Origin of the sequence: Desulfofundulus sp. TPOSR (assembly GCF_011393055.1) — a bacterium.
Classification (GTDB): Bacteria; Bacillota; Desulfotomaculia; order Desulfotomaculales; family Desulfovirgulaceae; genus Desulfofundulus; species Desulfofundulus kuznetsovii.
Genome location: NZ_JAAOEF010000001.1, coordinates 265015 through 283258 on the forward strand (window position 1 = coordinate 265015; position 18244 = coordinate 283258).

Genomic DNA, 18244 nt, shown 5'->3' on the forward strand with positions numbered 1-18244 from the left:
GATTTAATCCTCCTCTCCGGCAATGCCGGGCTGGTAAAATGAAAGCATAGTATCTCCCACTTGATGTTGCCGGTATTGCACCAGCCGCCCCACCTGACCGGGAAGTGCCTGCCGCTTGCTGCTTTCGGCCACTACAATGCCGCCGCGAGCAGGCAGCCCATGACGATCAATGGCCTCCAGAGTGGGCAGCTCCAGGCCTTGTCCATAGGGTGGGTCCAGGAAAACCACATCAAACTGCTGTCCGCTCAGTTGCCTCAAACCCAGGAAAACGTCTTGCGCCAGCACCTCAGCCCTTTCAGCCAAACCCACATGAACAAGGTTATCCCGGATGATTTTGACTGCCCTTTTATCCCGCTCCACAAATACTACCCGGGCGGCACCACGGCTCAAGGCTTCGATCCCCACGTTGCCTGTACCGGCGTAAAGATCCAGGAAGTGAGAGCCGGGAATCCGCGGACCCAGGATATTAAACAGGGATTCTTTAACCCGGTCGGCAGTGGGTCGCCCGCTCCATCCCCGGGGAATTTTTAAGCGGCTTTTTTTGGCAATACCGGCAATTACTCGCAAGATTTTTGATATCCTTTCCTGTCTGTATCTTGACGCACATATTATAGCACATTATACCAGAAAAATCGATCAGGCAAAATATGTAGTGTATAATCCTCCTCAAGACGGACAATATATAGGTGAAACTTGGAGGGATTTTAATGAAAGGGGGGCCGACGGTGTGCCTTTTGATCTTTTTCGTTCTTTCGGAATCAACCTTGATTTAGCGCTGGAAGCCCGGGAAATTGTGCGGGGGGAAACGGGACAGGAAATCCCCGGTGTGCAGGTGGATCGGGAAAGGTTTGAACATGGGGAAGTAACCATTGTACATATTGTCGAGAAGGCCGCCGAAACCATCATGGGTAAACCCGTGGGTACATATATTACCATCGAAGCTCCCGTGCTGAGGGAAAATCACCCGGCCGCCCATCATGAAGTAAGCCAGATTCTCGCCCGGCAACTGGAAAGATTTGTGGCCCATATTCCGGAGTATGGGAATATCTTACTGGTCGGTCTAGGTAACTGGCGCGCAACCCCGGATGCTTTGGGCCCAAAGGTTATTGAGATGAGTCTTGTAACCAGGCACCTGTATAATTACGCCCCCCAGGAGTTAAAGGGCGGGATGCGTTCCGTCAGTGCCCTGGCCCCGGGAGTGCTGGGGTTAACGGGTATAGAAACGGCGGAAATAATAAAAGGGGTAGTAGAAAAAATCCGTCCGGAGTTGATTATCGCCATAGATTCCCTGGCGGCTCGCAGTGTAACCCGTATTTGCACCACCATTCAAATAGCCGATACGGGGATCAGTCCCGGTTCAGGCATTGGCAACCGCCGGGCCGGAATCAACCAGGAAAGCATGGGTGTGCCTGTAATCGCCATCGGGGTGCCCACTGTGGTACATGCTGCCGTCATCAGCCAGGATACCATTAATGCCTATTTGGAACAGGTGCAAACCACGCCTGTAAATGCAGGGTTTAACCCTGCCCTGGCCCGGCGGGCCATTGAAAAGGTTTTAGAACCTTTCGGCGGCAACCTGACGGTAACTCCCAAGGAAATAGACGCGTTAATTGCTACTACGGCTAAAGTTATTGCCGGAGCTGTTTCCCTGGCTCTGCACCCGGGTTTAACTGAGGACGACTACAGCTATTATCTACATTAAAAATTAAAAATCGACCAAAGTTCCTGGGGTTGGGCAGTCCCTGCCGGGGGCCCAACCAACAGGGAGCCGGATTCTCGGCTTTACCGTTAGTTGGGACCCCCCGAAAGGGAACTGTATAAACAACCGGTACACCGCACCAGACCTTGTGTACCCAAAGAGCTCATACCTTAACCTCCGTTAAGGAGTGGTGCGAGCGTTGGTTACTTGAGGAGTCGGAGGCTGGGTACCGTTGGCCAGGCTTTGCTCGTAGGCGGCGATCATCTTGCGGACCATGTTACCGCCAATGGCCCCGTTCACCCGGGAAGGCAGGTCACCCATGTAACCGCTCTGGGGAACCTGGACGCCCAGCTCGGCAGCAGTTTCCCACTTGAACTGTTCCATAGCCGCGGCGGCCTGGGGAAGAATCAACTTATTCCGCTTTTGCCCTAACGCCATCTATAGTCACCTCCTTGCCTTTAGGCTATTCTTATTATGGCCCTGCTGCAATTGATTATGTCTAGAACATTTTACCCCGGCATAATGCTACAGCCCCCTTAGCATAAGGTTTTAGGAAAAGGGCTTTGCCTTGTTCTGTCTTGGTTTGGCTTTCCTGGACTGATTTTAATATTTTTTTGGAAGAAAAAAAGCCCCTGCGGGCTTTTATTTTGGCATTTTAACCGATATCCAGGTATCCCGCCTTCCCGCCAAACCTTAAGCGCAACTCCCGGGCCAGGAGGCGGTGTTCTGGCGCTTTTAACTCGGGATCTTTTTTTATTAAAGCTACCGCTTCCTGCCGGGCAAGCTGCAGAGCGCGCCAGTCCCGGACCAGGTCGGCTATTTTAAACTCAGGCAGCCCCGATTGCCTGGTGCCCGTAAGTTCCCCCGGCCCCCTTAACTGTAAGTCTTTCTCCGCCAGGACAAAGCCGTCGGTGGTGGAGGTCATCGCCTGCAACCTGTAGCGGGCTTCTTCGGTGGTGCTGTCGGAAACCAGAACACAGTAGGATTGTGCTTTCCCCCGCCCCACCCGCCCCCGCAACTGGTGTAACTGGGCCAGCCCGAAACGCTCGGCGTCCAGGATCACCATTACCGTGGCGTTGGGTACATCCACACCAACTTCCACCACGCTGGTCGTTACCAGTACCTGGATTTGGCCCGTGCGAAAGGCTTCCATCACATCCTCTTTTTCCGCCGGTTTCAAGCGGCCGTGGAGCAAACCCAGCCGGCATCCGGCCAGAGGGCCCCGGGAAAGTTCCTCCATCAATTCTACGGCAGCCCGGACATCAAGTTTTTCTGATTCCTCCACCAGGGGGCAAACCACATAAGCCTGGTGTCCCTTTTCCACTTCCCGCCGCACCAGGCCATAAACATCAGGCAGACGAGAAGAAGGAAAAGCATAAGTTTGTACCGGCCGCCGCCCGGGAGGCAGTTCGGAAATAGTGCTTACCTCCAGATCCCCGTAGAGGGTAAGGGCCAAGGTACGGGGAATGGGTGTCGCCGTCATGACTAGCACGTCCGGACAGTGTCCTTTATATTGTAAAATGGCCCTCTGGCGCACCCCAAAACGGTGCTGCTCGTCAATAACCACCAGGGCCAGTGATTTAAACTGCACTTTTTCTTGAATTAAAGCATGAGTACCCACCACCAGGGGTATCTCCCCGCAGGCGAGACCGGCTAACAGTCTCTCCCTCTCCTTCTTTCTCATGCTCCCTGAAAGCAGGCCAACTTTTATTCCCAGGGAAGCCAGGCTCCGGGAGAGAGTAAGGTGATGCTGTTCAGCCAGGATTTCTGTGGGTACCATTAGCGCTCCCTGCAGTCCGCTACCCACGGCCCGGAGTAGGGCCAGGGTGCTGACCACAGTTTTGCCCGCCCCCACGTCTCCCTGCAACAACCGGTTCATGGGCCAGGGAGCATCCATGTCGGCTTTGATTTCTTCCCAGGCCCGCTGCTGACCGGGAGTTAAGGTAAAGGGCAAACTGGAAAGAAATCTTCCCACCAGGTCTTCGTGGTCATGATAACGGTGCGGTTTTAACTTCCGGGTAATTTGCCTGCGCCTTAAGGCCAGGACCAGCTGGAGCAAAAACAGCTCCTCAAAAATAAAGCGTTTTCTCGCCCTGATGGCCTCTTTCTCGGTAGCCGGAAAATGGATCTGGCACAGGGCGCTGGGAAGCTCGGGCAGGAAAAATTTCTGCCGCACCCCCGGGGGGAGGAAATCGTTGATGCGGGGCGTCCACTCGTCCAGGGCAAGGCGCATCAAGGACCGCATGAGACGCTGGGTCAATTGTTCCGTAAGGGGATAAATAGGCACTATACCCTCCTGTGGTACGGGCTCCTCGCCCTCCAACAATTCATAATCGGCAACCAGCAGCTGAATTTCTCCAAAGCGACGTTCAATTTTTCCCGTAACCTGTACTCGGCTGCCGGCAGTAAACAGTTTTTTTATGTAGCGCTGGTTAAACCAGACGGCAAAAAAGTGCCCCGTCGGTTCCTGCACTTTTACCCTTGTGATCCATAATCCGGATCTGGGGCTTAACTCGGTGACTCCCACAACCCTTCCCTGCAGGGTAACCTGTTCCCCATGGGCACAGGCATAAGACGGCTTTACCGTGCGTTCCTGGTATTCCCGGGGAAAGTGGTAAAGCAAATCTTTTACCGTCCTGATCCCCAATCTCTTCAGCAGGGCAAAACGGCGTGGTCCCACCATTTTCAAATATTGTACGGGATACTGCTCAAAATCAACTTCAACCATTGGGTTTGCCTTGAAAGGTTTTACCCCCTTTTCAACCCCTGCCGCCGGGACAGGCCCCTACCTTCCCCGCCGGGCGGCGTTCCTTTCCGCCACGGCAAGCCCGGGAATTCTATGAGAAAAATCTGGGACACCTTCACCCGTTCCACCTTGCACGGCAGTGGTATTTTTGCTAGAATGTAAAGAGTGGTCTTGCAAAAGGAGGTGGCTCTATTGGCCAGGAAATGTGCTGTTTGCGGTAAAGGTGTGGTGGTTGGGATGCAGGTAAGCCACTCCCACATCCGGACCAAAAGAACCTGGCAACCCAACTTACAGCGGGTAAGGGCTCTGGTCAACGGTACTCCCAGAAGGATCCTGGTGTGCACCCGCTGCCTGCGTAGCGGCAAGGTGCAAAGGGCTATCTAAAAAAAGCGGCTGTCAAGCCGTTTTTTATTTTGTGGAGAAGGTCGATGTTTAAAGGATCCTCTGCAAACGGGGATTTGGGGTAATGCCGGGTATGCGCCCCCGCTTGGCAACGGGCTTCCCGTTGACTTCTTTCAAATCCATGGTCATGTCTATTGGTGAAGCACCGGATATGTAGCTGCCCACCCCGAAGGCATCCGCCCCCGCCTGGTCCAGCAACTGGATCCGCTCGGGGGTTAAACCGCCGCTGACCACAATCTCCACGTGCTTGTATCCCGCCTGATCCAACCGGGCACGCACTTCCCGGACCAGAGCGGGAGTAACCCCTCCCCGCTCGCTGGGGGTATCCAGCCTGATGGCCGCCAGATCTTTCCCCAGGGCCTGGGCAACCCGCATCGCTTCTTCGGCCTCATCCTTAAAGGTATCCACCAGCACAATCACCGGCGTACCTGCAGGCATGGTCCGCTGGTAGGCCAGGGCTACCTCCAGGGTGTCTCCCACAATGAGCATGACAGCGTGGGGCAAGGTGCCCACGGGCTCCTGACCGGCCAGTTTGGCCCCTAAAATACAGCTGGCACCGTCGGCTCCCCCCCACCACCGCCGCCCTTTCCATAACCGGCGCCACTGCCGGGTGAACGTGACGGGCACCAAAGCAAATCACCCGCTTGTTGCCCGCGGCTTCCTTACACTGCCTGGCTGCCGTAGCCCAGCCGCTGGAACTGGCCAGAATACCCAGTATGGCCGTTTCATAAATACCAAACCGGTCGTAGGGGCCGTGGATACGCAGAACAACTTCCTTTTCCCCAAACCATTCCCCCTCGGGTAAGGCCCAAACTTCAACCCCCGTTCCGGCCAAAAGATTTTTTACCTCCGGTACTCCGGCCAGCACACCCCTTTTGCCGGCAAAAACTTCGGCCACCACTTCTGTCCCGGCAAGCCCCATGGCCCGCAGGATTTCCCTGGTTTTGATAAAGTAAATGTCCGTGGTCCAGCCCGCAAGGATTTCCTGACCGTCGGCTGAGAAAAGACGATTATGGGGTGTAACACGAAAATCAGCCACTTCTTTTAAGTTCTGGACTGTATGTGCCGCCCGCACCGGTGTGGCCCCCTTTCCCTAGCCAAGGCTGCGCATGAGATTGGCCATTTCAATGGCCCCTACCGCCGCATCCCAACCCTTGTTGCCAGCCTTGGTTCCCGCTCGCTCAATGGCCTGCTCCAGGGTGTCGGCAGTGATGATGCCAAAAATTGTCGGCACACCGGTATCCAGCCCCACTTTGGCCACGCCCTTGGCCACCTCGGCAGCCACATAATCGAAATGGGGCGTGGCCCCACGGATCACCGCTCCCAGGCAAATTACCGCATCAAAGCGCTGCATAGCCACCATGCGCCGGGCCACCACGGGAATTTCAAAGGCTCCGGGCACCCACGCAATCTCAATATCCTGATCGGCAACACCATGCCGGTGCAGGGCATCCAGTGCCCCCGTCAACAGCTTGTTGGTAATAAACTCGTTAAAACGACCCACCACCAGACCAAAGCGCAACCCCTGACCAACCAGATGTCCTTCGTATACCTTAGGCATTTTGTTTCTCCTTTCTATAAGCGTTCAGTCAGCCCACTTTAAGGCACGGCGTTGTCCAGCCCACTCATATGCTCCGCGTAAGATGCGCACCGCGGCTTGCTTCGGGCCGCCCAGCACTCACTTAATAAGCTATACTGCGAAGGCCAAATTTTCTACTGCCTTTTGCATTAGCCTTGGAATGAGCATTTTTGCCCGGTGAGTGCTGGGTTGCCGGGTGCTGTTACCGGCGCTCCGCAAAATCGCTCGCTCTAGACAACACCGCGCCCTTGTAGTTGAGAGAGCGGTTTTACTGAACATTTACTCCTTTTTACATACTGTTGCGTGACCTGTCAGGGCGGCGGTCGCCCGACCAATAGCCACCCTTTGGGACACTCTCATTTTAGCTTACCTCATCGGCGATATTGAGCAGGTGGCCCAGTTTCTTTCTTTTCGTCGCCAGGTAAAACCGGTTGTATTTGCTGGGACATACCTCAATGGGTATCCGGGCCACCACTTCCAGGCCGTAACCCTCCAAACCGGCAATTTTCCGGGGGTTGTTGGTGAGCAAACGAATTTTCTTGAGCCCCAGATCAGCCAGGATTTGAGCCCCAATACCGTAATCCCGCAAATCGGGTGGAAAGCCTAAAGCCTCGTTGGCTTCCACCGTATCCTTCCCCTGATCCTGCAGCTTGTAAGCACGGATTTTGTTTAAAAGGCCAATACCCCGGCCTTCCTGCCGCATGTAGAGGAGCACCCCGACTCCTTCTTTGGCGATCATTTGCATGGCCCGGGCAAGCTGATCACCGCAATCGCAGCGGGTGGAACCCAAGACATCGCCGGTCAGGCACTCGGAATGGACCCGCACCAGGGGGGCCTCCACCTGGCTTAAATCCCCTTTAACCAGGGCAAGATGGCCCTTGCCATCCAGCAGGCTCTCATAAGCCACGGCAGTAAAATCACCATATTTAGTGGGCAGATGGGCAGAATCCACCCGGCGCACCAGTTTTTCCGTCCGCCGCCGGTACTTGATTAAATCGGCAATGGTAATGATTTTTAGACCGTGTTGCCGGCAAAAGGCCATTAACTCCGGTACCCGGGCCATGGTCCCATCTTCCTTCATAACCTCGCAAATTACCCCTGCCGGGTACAGGCCGGCCAGACGGGCCAGATCTACCGCTGCCTCGGTATGTCCGGCCCGGCGCAGCACCCCTCCCTCCCGGGCACGCAGGGGGAAAATATGTCCCGGGCGGCGCAGATCTTCGGGGCGGGTAGCCGGATCTAAAATGGCTTTGATGGTCTGTGCCCGCTCGTAGGCAGAAATACCCGTACTGGTATCTTTATGATCCACGGACACGGTAAAAGCGGTACCGTGTTTATCGGTATTATGGGTGACCATAAGGGGCAGATCCAGTTCATCCGCCCGCTCATTGGTTATGGGCATGCAGATCAACCCCCGGGCATGGGTAGCCATAAAGTTAACCGCCTCAGGAGTGACCTTTTCTGCCGCCATGATCACATCCCCTTCATTTTCCCGGTCCTCATCATCCACAACCACCACCATTTTGCCCTGGCGAATATCCTCGATGGCTTCTTCTACGGTGTTGAAACGAAATTCCATGTCCATTCACTCCCGTCTACTTTGATATATAGCCATGCTCAGCAAGAAAATCCAGCGAAATGCCTGATTTTTTGCGTTGATCCCGATCCGGGCCGGGCAGAGCCAGGAATCTTTCTACATACTTCCCGATAATATCCGCTTCCAGGTTCACCAGGTCCCCTGTATTTTTACTGCCCAGGATAGTGTGACGGGCGGTGTGGGGAATCAGGGACACTAAAAAATCCCCTTCACCCACCTCCACCACCGTCAAACTGGTACCGTCAACAGCCACCGAACCCTTTTTCACTACATAACGCAGCACTTCAGGTGCAGCGCCAATGGTGAGCAAAATAGCTATATCATGTTCCTGGCGGCGTAAAATCTGGCCCACGCCGTCAATATGCCCCGTAACCAGGTGACCACCCAGGCGATCCCCCAGGCGCAAAGCCCGTTCCAGGTTGACCCGGTCTCCTGGCTCTAAATGGCCTAGATTGGTTTTGGCCAGGGTTTCGGCCATCACGTCAGCCGTAAAGGAAGAACGGTTAAAGGCCACCACTGTCAGGCATACACCGTTCACGGCCACACTGTCACCTAACTGCAGGTCGTCGACAATTTTGGAGGCCTCTATGGTCAACCGGGCGGAATCCTTTCCCCGGGTTATACGGCGTAAAATGCCTATTTCCTCTACCAGTCCGGTAAACATCAATCTTCACCCCCGCCATCCACATACCCCTCCACACAGAAGTCCCCCCCGTAACGGGTTAAGGAAACATCTTTCAATCGCACTGCTTCGGCCAGCCGGGCCGGCCCTTCCCCGCCCACAGGCCCGGGCGCCTGGCGTCCACCAATAATTAGGGGGGAAATAAACCAGACCACTTTATCTACCAGGCGGGATTTCAGGAAAGAGGCGTGAATTTCGCCGCCCCCCTCCACCAGCACGCTGGTTATCTCCCGGCGGGCCAGTTCCTTCATTAAAACCTCGAGATCCACCCGGAGTCCAGGACCGGGTACCACCAGTACCTGCGCCCCGGCTTCCTCCAGCCGGCGCAGGTTTTGTACGGGCGCCCTTTCCGTCACAGCGACAATGGTTGGTGCCGGAGATTGCTGGGTAATCACCCTGGCGTCTGGAGGAGTACGGGCCAGGCTGTCTACAATGATCCGCACCGGGTCCTTACCATTCTCACCCGGAATACGGGTGGTCAGGGAAGGGTTGTCCTTCAGCACTGTATTTACACCAACCAGGATGGCGTCATAACGATCCCGGAGGCGGTGTACGGCCAGCCGGGCCCGGGGGCCGGTAATCCAGCGGGATTCCCCGGTACGGGTGGCTATTTTACCGTCCAGGCTCATAGCCGCCTTTAAAACCACGAAGGGTCTACGGGTAGTGATATACTTTACAAAAACTTCATTTAATTTCCGCGCCTCTTCCTCCATCACTCCTACGGTCACCTCAACCCCGGCTTGGCGCAACCGCTCCAACCCCCGTCCGGCAACGAGGGGATTGGGATCGGTCATGGCAGCCACCACCCGCTTGACGCCGGCATCCAGAATCGCCTCGGTGCAGGGACCTGTGCGTCCCCGGTGGCAACACGGTTCCAGGGTAACATAAAGGGTGGCTCCCGCAGCTTGTTCCCCGGCTTCATTTAACGCGTGAATCTCGGCATGGGGAGTGCCGGCCCGGGCATGGTAGCCCCGGCCAATTACCTGGCCATCTTTTACCAGCACCGCCCCCACCATGGGATTGGGGCTGGTTCTGCCCAGGGCCCGCCGGGCCAGGTCCAAAGCCATTTGCATGTAGTATTCGTCCAACGCCCTCACCTGCAAAACAAAATAGAAAAAGCCCCGATTTGGCGAGCAACCTTCAGGGCTAATGGGCATAATGGGGCATGGTCCTGCTTCTTTTGTAAAAGCAGTGCCTTCACGCCTTCTCCCATCCAGACTTTTACTGTCGGCCCTGGCTTCTCACCAGATCAACCCTGCCATCAACCACCTGAGTGCAGGGCTCGCGGGCTCGGAAGGTCACAACTTCCATACCGCCGGTAGGGAATTCCACCCGTCCCCGAAGGCTCTTTAATTTTTAGAACCACTAAGGTTATTATAGGCCCGTTCACGACCGGTGTCAATATTGGCGCCGCCTGAGGTATCCCCACTTTTTCGCCAAGCGTGATTTAGCTCCCGCTCGCTCCATGAGCCTCGCGGACCAAACTAGCGCTCAATTTTCGGACTCCGGCGGGGTTCCCGGCAAATTTGGAAGTTGGAAGTCAGATGTCAGAGGTTGGAATCGAGTAGGAGGGGGCGGCTAGCCCCCGTCCTCTCTCACCACCGCCATCAACCCAGATAGCCCGAATTGAGCCCAGAAAGCGTTTACAGAATATAGACTTCTTGAACCGTCCCCGGTATACTAGGCTTGTGTCCAGTTTACAGAGGGGGCGGTTCTCTCATGGGTCGAGCCAAATTCTTCCGGCAGAAACTCATCAGCCATGTAGACTCCGTGGCCGTTAAGACCGTGTATTCCTGGCTGCTCCACCAGACGCGGGAACGCTTTGGGGTAGCGGCTGGCGAAGCAGGGCTTGTAGCCCAGAAGGGGTACCTGCTCTTAACGCGCTCGCTGGTCAAGCGCTCCGAGGAACAGATCGTGTTCCCCGCACTGGCTGGACGAGAAGTACACCGAAAGCGATCGGCCCAGGAACTCCCCCGGCGGGAGGTGGTACTCACACCCTGGAGTCACGACGACTTGGAGGTATACCGCGAATTCGGCCTGAAGGCACTGCAGAACGCCCGTCTGGCCCGGCTCATCGAGGAGGCTTACTGGCAAGATGCATCCCTGTCCACGAGCATGCTGTGTTTCCTCACCAATATTACGGCGAAGTCCATCCGGGAACGGCTTATTTCCCTATGGGAGGAGGGCATCCGGCTGCCGGTAGCGGGGGTGGCCAAGAAGTACCGCCAAGGTCGGGTGTTCCGCGCCACGGCCGCTATGGAGCAGTTCTTTGCCGGTGTAAAACCTGCTACAGTCCGTGAGCGGCTCTGGTTAAGCCCCACCACCTGGCAGCAGTATCAGATGGATTACCTACACGTAGCCCAACTGACCAGGGCCGGGCTGGACGCCAGCACCATTGGCCGGCAGCTTGGCCTTCATCCAGATCTGGTCATTGAGTTCCAGGAACTCGAACAGCGGACTGGTGGCGCTACCCAGCTGGCCGATTCGCTACCCGGGCGACTCCTTAACGGCTGCCCTCTTCCCCTGGCGGTTGATGATGCTCGCAACTTGTTTCTGGCCGAGTTGCAATCGCAACACGGCTTCTCACCGGCCAAGGCCCACAGCTACTTAGCCCTACTGTAGGAACTGGCTGCGGAGAATCTGGCGCAGGAGCGCCCCCCGGAAGTCGTGGTATACTACGCAGTGGCAGACCATGAGCCGCCTGGAAAGGCGCTCAGTGAGTGTGAACTCGTACCTGTCCAAGTATCCTACTACAGCGAGGGAGACCTCGAGATAGCCACCCTGGACGCCTCCTCGAAATTGAAGTGGGAACGAATGCTGCGCTATACCACTCAGGCCAGGGTCCAAGGCGGGCTTCTCACTCAACCGGACCTCGCCTTTCTCCTAGGCGTCCACCCCGGGGTGATCCAGCGTCTTATGAAAGAGCACGATCGAATCATCTTGCCTACTCGGGGAAACATTGCCGACATGGGGCCCGGTCAAACTCATGCGGCCAAGATCATCGAGTTATACCTCCTGGGCTACACCGAGACGGAAATTGTACGACGGACCGGCCATAGCTATTCTAGTATTGAGAACTACTTGCTTACCTTCGCCAAGGTAGTGGGACTGCTGGAGCGCGGCATGCCGCTGCCTCTCATTCGCAAGACCATCGGCTGCTCCATGAAGCTGGTGGAGAAACACGCCTCCCTCTACCGCAAGTACAACACGCCTGACTACCAGTTCATGCTCATGCAACTTAGCCGCCTGTTCGAGAGCCAAAACCTCAAAAAGGGGTAATAAAGGGGGCGGAATATTTGGAAAAGTCGCGGAAGGGTCCACGAATTTACAAAACCCTTCTGGACAAGGATTTGGTCACCGCGCAGAAACTGGAAGTCGCTCTTCGCTTTGACCTGGCCAATGAGTCCTGGCTTGCCGAGACCCTTGTAGAACGCTTCAATGCGGCCATGGACGCTTTCGAGACCGAGCACGGGGTCCAACGGGTCAAACCCGGTGAATTGCTCGTTGAGTACCGCGGTCGGCAGGTTGCTCTCCCATTGCTTAAACCGGAATGGGCCAAACACTTAGCCGAGGATCGGGCGTTTATCCGCCATAAGACCCGGGTCGAACAAGCGACGCTGGATGTATTGAGGCAGGTGGACCCGCAGAGTGGCCTGGAAGACGTGTGGCGGCTCGTCAATCCCCGAGCTCTCCTGCCAAGGTGAGAGCCAGGTGGCTGCAAACGAATGCGTATGCCAGACAGCGCCCGGCTCATCGACCCCCGCCAGATTCGAGTCAGGCCGATTCACCGCCCCAATCCTGGTGAGGTATCGGTCCCGTCCGCCGTGCGGAAACCGCTCCTGGAATTCCTCACTGGTGAAGCCGGAGTTGGAACCGCCCGGGCCAACGCTATGCTTGACTTTCTGGCGGCCCAGCGAGAGGCATATTGTCCCCTGCGTTCCGAGCTCAAACCCGGACAAGCCGTCTGGCTGGCCCTCAGCGCCAAGAAGCACAAACCTCCCGGCCTTCAGTTTGCCCGTCGCATCCTCGTCCCTGTTGTCCTCACATTGTCCACCCAAGAGGAGCGGACCCGTCCCATTCGGGACTTGAAGGCACTCAACGAGCTGCACATGGAGCAAGTGGCTCGGGTATGTACGGAAGCTTACCTGCAGGGAGCGCTACTCCCCCAGGTTGACTTACAGCTGCTCTTCCTTCGCTCCTACTCGGTAGTTCAGATGCTGATGCAAAACTACATGCAGCTTAATCAAGTCATTCTCCCAACGCCGGGAACTATTCTTGACGCGGGCACAGCCATGACCCACAAGCATATTATTATCACTCTCTCCGTCCAGGGCCACTTGACCAGGGATATCGCCCGCCTGACCCACCACACTCCGGAAGCCGTAGATGCTTACCTCAAGGTGTTCCAGTCCGTACTGGTCCTCTATCTCTACGATCTGCCCGTAGATCTCATGGCCAGGGTAACCGGACACGGCCGTTACCTTATCCTTGAGCACCTCGAGATCGTCAAGGAGCACTTCCCAGACCGTAACGCCGTCAAAGGCTATCTGCGCAAGCAAGGACTCGAAATTTTGTGATTCGGGCCATCTAGACTATCGGACATGCGGGTCCGCATCCGGCGGTTCACCAAGCTTGACGAAGATAAGCATAGCGTTCGGTTAAGCTCATCAGGCCCTGAGACTGCCAGTAAGCGTTGCCCAGGGCTCTATTCATTGGCCCGTGGGCCATCCGCCATGGCCCTTTGCGAGCGTTGGCGAATTCATGTACTACCCATTCAGGCAGTCCCAGTGCACGTAGCTCGCGGTACCTTGTCCGCACTCGCTTCCACTGCTTCCAGAGGCACATGCGCAGCCTCCTCCGCATCCAGCCTTCCAGGTTCTTGAAAATGCTGGGCGTTTCGGCCAGGGCAAAGTAGCCCATCCACCCGCCCAGGTAGGCGTTTAGCCGCTCTATGCGCTCAGCCATGCTTACGGGTTTATTCCGGGAGGTTATTTCCCGGATTTTCATCTTCACCCGTTTGATGGTTTGCGGTGCCAGGCGGATAAGGATTTGCCCTGCTTTGGCTTTGTACATGCTAAACCCCAGGAATTTCAGTTTCCATGGCCGGTCTACCGCGCTTTTCTGCTCGTTAATTTTGAGCTTCAACCGCTCCTGCAGGAACTTACGGATACTGGTCATGACCCTTTCTCCCGCCCGCTTGCTTTTGACATATACGTTACAGTCATCGGCATAACGGACAAACTTGTGGCCCCTCTTTTCCAGTTCTTTGTCCAGGTCGTCCAGCAGGATGTTAGCCAAAAGCGGGCTTAAAGGTCCACCCTGCGGCGTCCCTTCCACCGTCTCTGTGACCACTCCGTTCACCATGACGCCTGCCTGGAGATAGCGGCGGATAAGGGTGAGTACCCTCTTATCCGTCACTTTCCGGGCCACACGGGCCATGAGAATGTCGTGGTTTACCCGGTCAAAGAATTTCTCTATGTCCAGGTCCACCGCCCATTCGTATCCTTCTTCCACGTATTGACGCGCTTTCCTTACCGCGTCATGGGCTCTCCTCCCAGGCCGAAACCCGTAACTGGCCTCTGAAAATTGCGGGTCGAAAATGGGCGTCAATACTTGCAGGAGCGCCTGCTGGATCAGGCGGTCCATTGCGGTAGGTATCCCTAGTAGCCGTTTGCCTCCCCCGGGTTTCGGGATTTCGACCCGGCGCACGGGCATCGGTCTATAGGTACCTGCGAGCAGTTCTTCCCGGATGCGCGGCCATTCGGCGCGAATTTGGTCCCGAAGCCGTTCGGTCGGGATGCCATCTACGCCGGGCGCGCCTCCGTTTCGCTCTACCCGCTTCAGGGCGGCCAGCATGTTCTCCCTGGCCACCACCTGCTCCATCAGGCCGCTATTCTGGCCCCCGCGAGGTGTCGCCCCGCCTTGTGCCGGAGAAGGACTCGGCCCTCCCGTGGTCCCCCGTGGCTTCACCACTTCCTCCCGCGGGCAGGCCCCTTCCGGGGTTTTCTGCTGTCTTTACCCTTCTCGCGAACGCATCGGTCTCACCTCTGACTTGATGTTCGGGCCTTCCCCTGGAGTTCATGACCCCCAGGGTACTATGCCCTCTGCTGACTCCTGCCGGTTCAGCCGTGCCTTTCGACACGGGTTACCAGCTCTACCTGGCTTACCGGCAGGCCTCCCCGGGTAAGAGCGTTAACCTTCACCCCGCGCCCGCCCCATCTACTCTACCGTCCCTTGGCAGCCTGGGATTTCGCTGTGTAGTGCCAGCTCATCCGAACGGTCTAGCCTCTTATGGGGTTCTTGTTCATCGGGCCGTGGTTTTGCCGCCGGCGCACCGATCCGATTCCACCTCGCGATGGACACCCTTGCCTTTGGCTAGCAGACTCGTGCTGCCTCGCCTGCAGTGGACTTTCACCACCAAGTTAACGCCCATGCCGGGCGCACACTGATGTTGGAATTCGCTGCGCGAATTCCCTTCCTCTGTTCCGACTTCTAACTTCCGAATCCAAGGCCTCGGCCCCGCCTCCGTCCTCAATTTCGCTAAGTTTGGTCTTCCGCTCGGCTCAAGTCGCTCGCTTTCGAGCTAAATCACGCTCTTAAAACTGGGGATAACTCAGTGGCGCCGCCAGCTAGAAGTCCAGCTCCTGTTTGCTTAACCGGCTGCGCAGGCGGTTTAGTTCCGCCATTACGTCGGGAATGCGTTCCAGTGTGGCGCGGCGGTTCTGGAAATCTGACCACGAGCTGCATTCCCCCAAACAGGCATAGAGCACGCTCAAGCGCATGTGCAGGCGTCGTGGCAAAAGAGCCACATCAGCGCCCAACCGTTCCCAGGCCCCCACGGAAAAGGTTATTTTCCCTCCGCGTAAAGAACGACTGGAATGTTTGCTGAGCTCGTCCAGAACACGCCTGTTTCTTTTTAATTCTTCCAGCAATTCCTCGATAATGAATAACCTTTTTTCCGCCACTTCCTGCCGCCTGGTTGTATGATAGTACCATACAGTGACAATTACTCCGTAGAGGGTGAGCAACCCTCCGAGAACTGCCTGGTTAAAACCCGTGGCAAACCAGTTGCTGTTTACATCTCTTCTAATGATGTCCGCTGCTCCGGGAAGGAAGACCGTCAACCAGTAGGCCCGGGCCAGGTAACGGATTATTTCCCGGTTAATCACCAGAGTTAAAAAAACGATAAAGGGACTGAAAAAAATGGCCAGCACCAGCAATAGCTTGCGCAACATCCGCAGGCAGCGGCGGAAGCTACGGCCGGAAAGGAAGCACAGGCGAAAAAACAGTCTAGCCAATTTCACACATACCTCCTTTTGGCCCTACCATTAAAAAAGCCACCGCAAGGTGGCCTCTTTTATATTTTTTGGCCGGGGTGATTCCTTTATTCTTGTACGGCAACTGTTTTCCGCAAATGTATGATAGCTTCCATTTCACTGGCCAGTCCATTCGCTCCTGCTATAAATCCACTCGGACTTAAAAAAATACATTCCGCCGGAATTTTCTTAATCTTTACCATATTTTCAATTTATATTTAGTGATAGAAGCTTTTCTGGAATATTTCAAGGGGAGGTAATGTCGAATGGCTGAAAAAATGGGTACCGGGATGGTTCCCCCGCAGGTGAAAGCTTTTATTGACCGGGCAGCCGAGGACCCGGAAGGTTTTTGGGCAGAAGCCGCCAATAAAGCGGCCCACGATATCCACTGGTTTAAAAAGTGGGATAAAGTATTTACCTGGAATTATCCCACCTTCCAGTGGTTTTCCGGAGGTTTGACCAACATTTGCTATAACTGCGTGGACTACAAAGTCAAAAGAGGAAAGGCGGGCCGGGCGGCATTTGTTGCCGAATCGGGAGAAACCGGTGAGGCAAGGGTGGTAACCTACGGCCAGCTCCTTTCCCTGGTAAAACAATATGCAGCCGCATTAAGGGGTTTAGGTGTAAAAAAGGGGGACCGGGTGGCCATCTACATGCCCACGGGCATTGAATCGGTTACCGCCATGCTGGCCTGTGCCCGTATTGGAGCCATCCATGTGGTCATTTTTGCCGGTTTTTCCGCCGGGGCAGTGGCGGATCGCCTGCAGATCACCGGTGCCAGGTACCTCCTTACCCAGGACGAGGGCCTGCGGCGGGGCAAACCAGTACCCTTAAAGAAAATGATTGACGACGCCCTGGCCATGTGCCCCGAGGATTTAATTGCCAAAGTGGTGGTTCTACAAAAAAATAAAGAGCAAGCACCGCCAATGAAAGCCGGACGGGATATTTTATGGGACGAATTCCTGGCCCTGGGCGAAGGACAGAGTTCAGAAGTGGAACTCATGGAAGCAAACGAGCCCCTCTTCCTTCTGCCCACCTCCGGCACTACAGCCAAGCCCAAGGTCACCGTGCAAAAACACGGCGGCTACCAGGTTTACATCTACTCCATGGCCAAGTGGATTTACGCTTTACAGGAAGACGACGTGTGGTTCTGTACCTCGGACATCGGCTGGATTGTGGGACACAGTTACAACGTTTACGGCCCCCTCCTGGTCGGAGCCACCAGCGTCCTATATGAAGGCACTCCTGACTACCCGCGGCCGGACATGTGGTGGGATATCGTGGAGCGGAACAAGGTTACCGCCATATGGACATCCCCCACCGGTGTGCGGGGCTTGATGAGACTGGGCATTGAGCACGCCAAAAAACACGATTTAACCACGGTCAAACGAGTCTTCTGTGCCGGAGAAGTATTAAACCCTGCCGCCTGGAGCTGGCTGCAGGAACAGGTATTTGAGAACAAAATTCCCGTCATGGACCATATGTGGCAGACCGAAACATCCGGCCCCATCTTTGCAAACCCGTACGGTCTGGGCATGATTCCCATTAAACCCGGCTCCGCGGGCATTCCGGTACCCGGCATCATCGCTGAAATTGTGGATGACAAGGAAGGCAAGCCTACGGCTCCCGGCGAGAAGGGAATTGTCACCATCCTGAGGCCGTTCCCGGGACTGACCTCCACCCTGTGGAACAACGAGGAAGGCTACCAGAAGGAATACTGGGAGCGGCTACCCTTTACCCAGGGCAGGTATTACTGTGGAGACGCCGCTTCCTTTGATGAGGACGGGTACATCTGGTTTGCCGGCCGCTCCGACGAGGTAATCAAGATTGCCGCCCACAGAATTGGCACCATTGAAATTGAAAACGCCCTCATCTCCCACCCGGCAGTGGTGGAAGCAGGTGTTTCAGGCGTACCAGATGAACTGAAAGGTGAAGTGGCCTGCGCCTTTGTAGTGTTAAAACAAGGTTACCAACCCAGCGAAGAAATGAAAAAAGATTTAATTGCCCACGTACGCAACACCATGGGACCAATTGTCATCATCCGGGACATTCAATTTGTGAGCTCCCTGCCCAAGACCCGCAGCGGTAAAATTATGCGCCGGGTGATGAAATCCCTGTGGATCGGCAAGGAACTGGGTGACCTCTCAACCATTGAAGAAGAAGCTTCCGTCGACGAAATTCGCGAGGCTATCAAGAAAATGCAGCAGAGTTAAAGAACTTAAA

The 18244-nt window shown here is 55.7% G+C and carries 18 protein-coding genes and 1 riboswitch; of the genes, 7 read left to right on the forward strand and 11 right to left on the reverse strand.

Annotated elements, in window-relative coordinates:
• Positions 1-3 precede the first annotated feature (3 nt).
• Positions 4-612 carry a 16S rRNA (guanine(966)-N(2))-methyltransferase RsmD gene (gene rsmD / locus G7K71_RS01425; RefSeq protein ID WP_313884920.1) on the reverse strand — a complete coding sequence of 203 codons (609 nt, stop codon included), beginning with the start codon at positions 610-612 and terminating at the stop codon, positions 4-6.
• A gap of 115 nt (positions 613-727) precedes the next feature.
• On the opposite strand from rsmD, the gene gpr reads away from it, so the two are divergent.
• On the forward strand, positions 728-1702 hold the full coding sequence (gene gpr / locus G7K71_RS01430) for a GPR endopeptidase (protein WP_166342961.1): 975 nt from the start codon (positions 728-730) through the stop codon (positions 1700-1702).
• A 177-nt stretch (positions 1703-1879) separates the two neighbouring features.
• On the opposite strand, the gene G7K71_RS01435 is transcribed toward gpr, so the two are convergent.
• A complete protein-coding gene (locus G7K71_RS01435) occupies positions 1880-2137 on the reverse strand; it encodes an alpha/beta-type small acid-soluble spore protein (RefSeq protein ID WP_013822349.1) in 258 nt (85 codons plus the stop codon).
• Positions 2138-2354: 217 nt separating this feature from the next.
• Entirely contained in the window at positions 2355-4427 is a 2073-nt protein-coding gene (recG, locus tag G7K71_RS01440) for an ATP-dependent DNA helicase RecG (protein WP_013822348.1), read from the reverse strand.
• Positions 4428-4637: 210 nt separating this feature from the next.
• Here recG and rpmB point away from each other — a divergent pair, with 210 nt between their 5' ends.
• Entirely contained in the window at positions 4638-4829 is a 192-nt protein-coding gene (gene rpmB / locus G7K71_RS01445) for a 50S ribosomal protein L28 (RefSeq protein ID WP_013822347.1), read from the forward strand.
• 48 nt (positions 4830-4877) lie between these two features.
• Here rpmB and G7K71_RS20135 read toward each other — a convergent pair whose 3' ends face one another.
• The 6 genes from G7K71_RS20135 to ribD all read right to left on the reverse strand — a co-directional run bounded on the left by G7K71_RS20135 (position 4878) and on the right by ribD (position 9778).
• Positions 4878-5360, reverse strand: coding sequence for a hypothetical protein (locus G7K71_RS20135; protein ID WP_395858237.1), 483 nt, complete (start codon positions 5358-5360; stop codon positions 4878-4880).
• Positions 5242-5922 carry a hypothetical protein gene (locus G7K71_RS01450; RefSeq protein ID WP_395858238.1) on the reverse strand — a complete coding sequence of 227 codons (681 nt, stop codon included), beginning with the start codon at positions 5920-5922 and terminating at the stop codon, positions 5242-5244. Before G7K71_RS01450 ends, G7K71_RS20135 begins: the two co-directional genes overlap by 119 nt.
• Positions 5923-5940: 18 nt before the next feature.
• On the reverse strand, positions 5941-6408 hold the full coding sequence (gene ribE, locus G7K71_RS01455; RefSeq protein ID WP_013822345.1) for a 6,7-dimethyl-8-ribityllumazine synthase: 468 nt from the start codon (positions 6406-6408) through the stop codon (positions 5941-5943).
• Between the two features lie 379 nt (positions 6409-6787).
• Positions 6788-8005, reverse strand: a complete 1218-nt coding sequence (locus tag G7K71_RS01460) for a bifunctional 3,4-dihydroxy-2-butanone-4-phosphate synthase/GTP cyclohydrolase II (protein ID WP_072870644.1) — start codon at positions 8003-8005, stop codon at positions 6788-6790.
• Positions 8006-8021: 16 nt separating this feature from the next.
• On the reverse strand, positions 8022-8687 hold the full coding sequence (locus G7K71_RS01465) for a riboflavin synthase (protein WP_013822343.1): 666 nt from the start codon (positions 8685-8687) through the stop codon (positions 8022-8024).
• Positions 8687-9778: a bifunctional diaminohydroxyphosphoribosylaminopyrimidine deaminase/5-amino-6-(5-phosphoribosylamino)uracil reductase RibD gene (gene ribD, locus G7K71_RS01470; RefSeq protein WP_243174629.1), complete on the reverse strand. Its 1092-nt coding sequence runs from the start codon at positions 9776-9778 to the stop codon at positions 8687-8689. Before ribD ends, G7K71_RS01465 begins: the two co-directional genes overlap by 1 nt.
• Before the next feature lie 124 nt (positions 9779-9902).
• A riboswitch (FMN riboswitch) is annotated at positions 9903-10055 on the reverse strand.
• A gap of 369 nt (positions 10056-10424) precedes the next feature.
• Between ribD and G7K71_RS01475 the strand changes: the two genes are divergently transcribed.
• The 4 genes from G7K71_RS01475 to G7K71_RS01490 are packed head-to-tail and all read left to right on the forward strand — an operon-like array spanning position 10425 to position 13282.
• A complete protein-coding gene (locus G7K71_RS01475; protein WP_166342965.1) occupies positions 10425-11327 on the forward strand; it encodes a DUF1670 domain-containing protein in 903 nt (300 codons plus the stop codon).
• 45 nt (positions 11328-11372) lie between these two features.
• Complete coding sequence (locus G7K71_RS01480) at positions 11373-11984, forward strand: DUF1670 domain-containing protein (RefSeq protein ID WP_166342966.1); 612 nt, start codon at positions 11373-11375, stop codon at positions 11982-11984.
• Between the two features lie 17 nt (positions 11985-12001).
• On the forward strand, positions 12002-12409 hold the full coding sequence (locus tag G7K71_RS01485) for a hypothetical protein (RefSeq protein ID WP_166342968.1): 408 nt from the start codon (positions 12002-12004) through the stop codon (positions 12407-12409).
• A gap of 21 nt (positions 12410-12430) precedes the next feature.
• Positions 12431-13282: a DUF1670 domain-containing protein gene (locus G7K71_RS01490; RefSeq protein WP_166342970.1), complete on the forward strand. Its 852-nt coding sequence runs from the start codon at positions 12431-12433 to the stop codon at positions 13280-13282.
• 46 nt (positions 13283-13328) lie between these two features.
• Here G7K71_RS01490 and ltrA read toward each other — a convergent pair whose 3' ends face one another.
• A complete protein-coding gene (gene ltrA, locus G7K71_RS01495) occupies positions 13329-14588 on the reverse strand; it encodes a group II intron reverse transcriptase/maturase (RefSeq protein WP_166344977.1) in 1260 nt (419 codons plus the stop codon).
• 746 nt (positions 14589-15334) lie between these two features.
• Complete coding sequence (locus tag G7K71_RS01500; RefSeq protein ID WP_166342972.1) at positions 15335-16003, reverse strand: hypothetical protein; 669 nt, start codon at positions 16001-16003, stop codon at positions 15335-15337.
• Between the two features lie 284 nt (positions 16004-16287).
• Between G7K71_RS01500 and G7K71_RS01505 the strand changes: the two genes are divergently transcribed.
• Positions 16288-18234 carry an acetate--CoA ligase gene (locus tag G7K71_RS01505; RefSeq protein WP_166342974.1) on the forward strand — a complete coding sequence of 649 codons (1947 nt, stop codon included), beginning with the start codon at positions 16288-16290 and terminating at the stop codon, positions 18232-18234.
• Positions 18235-18244: the final 10 nt, after the last annotated feature.